Below are 2708 nucleotides of genomic sequence, written 5' to 3'. Positions count from 1 at the left end.
GTCCTCCTCCCAGAGTTGCTGCTCCAGCAGCCGCAGCGCCTGCTGCACCCCCAGATGCAGGCGCTGCGCCCGGGGAGTCGGCAACATCCCCTGGGGCGTGCGCACCAGCAGCGGGTCGCCGAGAAAGGCCCGCAACCGGCCGAGGGAGTGGCTCATGGCGGGCTGGCTGATAAAGAGCGATTCGGCGGCGCGGGTCACGCTCCCTTGCGTCATCAGAGCGTCAAAGGCGAGCAGCAGATTGAGGTCGAGCTGGTGCAGTTTCATGGGGGGATTATTCGCCGTGTTTATGGGACAATTAATCCTATTCATTTGATGGATGGGCGCGCAACTTCTTACACTGCGACCCACTCTTATTTTTTCAGGGTTCCCAGGCAAATCGGGAGCCTCAATCCATGCAAGGAGCCTTGCGATGAGCATCAAGACCATGAATTCCACGCCGGCCGCCGACGGCTTCACCATGCCCGCCGAGTGGGCTCACCAGCAGGCCGTCTGGATGATCTGGCCGTTCCGCCCGGACAACTGGCGGGAAGCCGGTCGCTTCGCCCAGGCCACCTTCGCCAAGGTGGCCGATGCCATCGGTGGCGCGACGCCGGTCTTTATGGGGGTGCCGGCCCAGTTTATGGAGCAGGCCCGTGGCATCATGCCCGCCCACGTTACCCTGGTGGAGATGGCCAGCGATGACTGCTGGGCCCGCGACACTGGCCCCACCATCGTCACCAACGCCGCCGGCGAGTGCCGCGGGGTGGATTGGGGCTTCAACGCCTGGGGCGGCCACAAGGGCGGTCTCTACTACCCGTGGAACCAGGATGAAGAGGTCGCTGCCCGGATGCTGGAACAGCACGGCATGGATCGTTACGACGCGCCGCTCATTCTGGAAGGGGGCTCCATCCATGTGGATGGCGAAGGCACCTGCCTGACTACCGCCGAGTGCCTGCTCAACGAAAACCGCAACCCGCACCTGACCAAAGCGCAGATCGAAGCGCACTTGCGCGACTATCTGGGTGTGAAGAGCGTTATCTGGCTGGACGAAGGGGTCTACATGGACGAGACCGACGGCCACATCGACAACATGTGCTGCTTCGTGCGCCCGGGTGAAGTGGCCCTGCACTGGACCGATGACGAGAACGATCCCCAGTACGCCCGCTCCCTGGCCGCCCTCCAGGTGCTGGAAGCGGCGGTGGATGCCAAGGGGCGCAAGCTGAAAGTGTGGAAGCTGCCCCAGCCGGGCCCGCTCTACTGCACCCAGGAAGAGTCTGCCGGCGTCGAGAGCGGCAGCGGTGTGCCGCGCGAGGCAGAAGGTCGTCTGGCCGGCTCCTACGTGAACTTCCTCATCACCAACGATCGCATCGTCTATCCGCTGCTGGATGCCGCCACCGATGGTGAAGCCCAGCGCATTCTGGAAGAGATCTTCCCGGAGCACACCGTGGTCGGCGTGCCGGCCCGGGAGATCCTGCTGGGGGGTGGAAATATCCACTGCATTACTCAGCAGATCCCCTCCGGCAAATAAGAACCGGATGACGATCCTGCTGCGAGGCCGTGATCAAGGCTCATGTGCTGCTCGCTTATGTGAGACCGAGGACTCACGTATGTTTATACGCTCCGGTTCCTGCGCTGCTTTTCACTGAGCTTCCGGCCTCTCGCGACGGGTCGTAAACCGGTTCTAGTTAGTATTCAAAACCCCACGCCGTGGGGTTTTATCTCTTGATAATGTGATGGTCGCAGGCGCCGATGCGGCGATCATCATGACAAACAGTCACCCTTTTACAGGAGATCCCCATGATCGAAGTGACCGAGGTTTCCATTGCCGAGCTGCGCGATGCGCTCGAATCAGGCCGCACCACCGCGGTCGAACTGGTCGAGGCCTATCAGGCCCGGATCGCCGCCTATGACGGCCCCGAGACAGCAACCCGCCTCAATGCCGTCGTGGTGCCCAACCCCGATGCCCTGAAAGAGGCCGAGGCTTCCGATGCGCGCCGCGCCCGTGGGGAAACCCTGGGGCCGCTCGACGGCATCCCCTACACCGCCAAAGACAGCTATCTGGTCAAGGGGCTGACCGCCGCCTCCGGCAGCCCGGCCTTCAAGGATCTGGTGGCCCAGCGCGATGCCTTTACCGTCGAGCGCCTGCGCGCCGCCGGCGCCATCTGCCTTGGCAAGACCAATATGCCCCCCATGGCCAATGGCGGCATGCAGCGCGGCGTCTATGGCCGCGCCGAGAGTCCCTACAACGCCGACTACCTGACCGCGCCCTTTGCCTCGGGCTCCTCCAACGGGGCCGGTACTGCCACCGCCGCGAGCTTCGCCGCCTTTGGTCTGGCGGAAGAGACCTGGTCGAGCGGCCGGGGCCCTGCGTCCAACAACGGCCTGTGTGCCTATACCCCGTCCCGGGGCGTGATTTCGGTGCGCGGCAACTGGCCCCTGACCCCGACCATGGACGTCGTCGTGCCCTATGCCCGCACCATGGCAGACCTTTTGGAAGTGCTGGATGTGGTCGTCGCCGACGATGCCGAGACTCGTGGCGATCTGTGGCGCATGCAGCCCTGGGTGCAACTGCCCAAGGCCTCCGAAGTGCGTCCGGCTTCCTATCTGGAGCTGGCTGCCAAGGGCGATGCCCTCAAGGGCAAGCGCCTCGGCGTGCCGCGCATGTTTATCAACAAGGATGAACTGGCCGGCACCAGCGACAATCCCGGCATCGGCGGCCCGACCGGTCA

Annotated in this window: 3 protein-coding genes; 2 read left to right on the top strand and 1 reads right to left on the bottom strand. The window is 64.1% G+C overall.

The genetic code is table 11. The features are described 5' to 3' along the window. Nucleotides 1–264: helix-turn-helix domain-containing protein (locus tag AACR77_RS19290; protein WP_231563284.1), on the bottom strand; the 264-nt coding region annotated here is incomplete at its 3' end. A 145-nt stretch (nt 265–409) separates the two neighbouring features. On the opposite strand from AACR77_RS19290, the gene aguA reads away from it, so the two are divergent. Both aguA and AACR77_RS19280 read left to right on the top strand, forming a co-directional pair. Further along, the gene (gene aguA, locus AACR77_RS19285; protein ID WP_042883341.1) at nt 410–1507 is read left to right on the top strand and encodes an agmatine deiminase; all 1098 of its coding nucleotides are present in this window, start codon (nt 410–412) and stop codon (nt 1505–1507) included. 269 nt (nt 1508–1776) lie between these two features. After that, a partial coding sequence (locus tag AACR77_RS19280) for an amidase (protein WP_042883338.1) occupies nt 1777–2708 on the top strand: 932 nt, incomplete at its 3' end.

The sequence above is a fragment of the Aeromonas sp. ZOR0002 genome, assembly GCF_963866995.1.
Lineage (GTDB): Bacteria > Pseudomonadota > Gammaproteobacteria > Enterobacterales > Aeromonadaceae > Aeromonas > Aeromonas caviae.
This window is presented reverse-complemented; position numbering and strand designations above follow the sequence as displayed.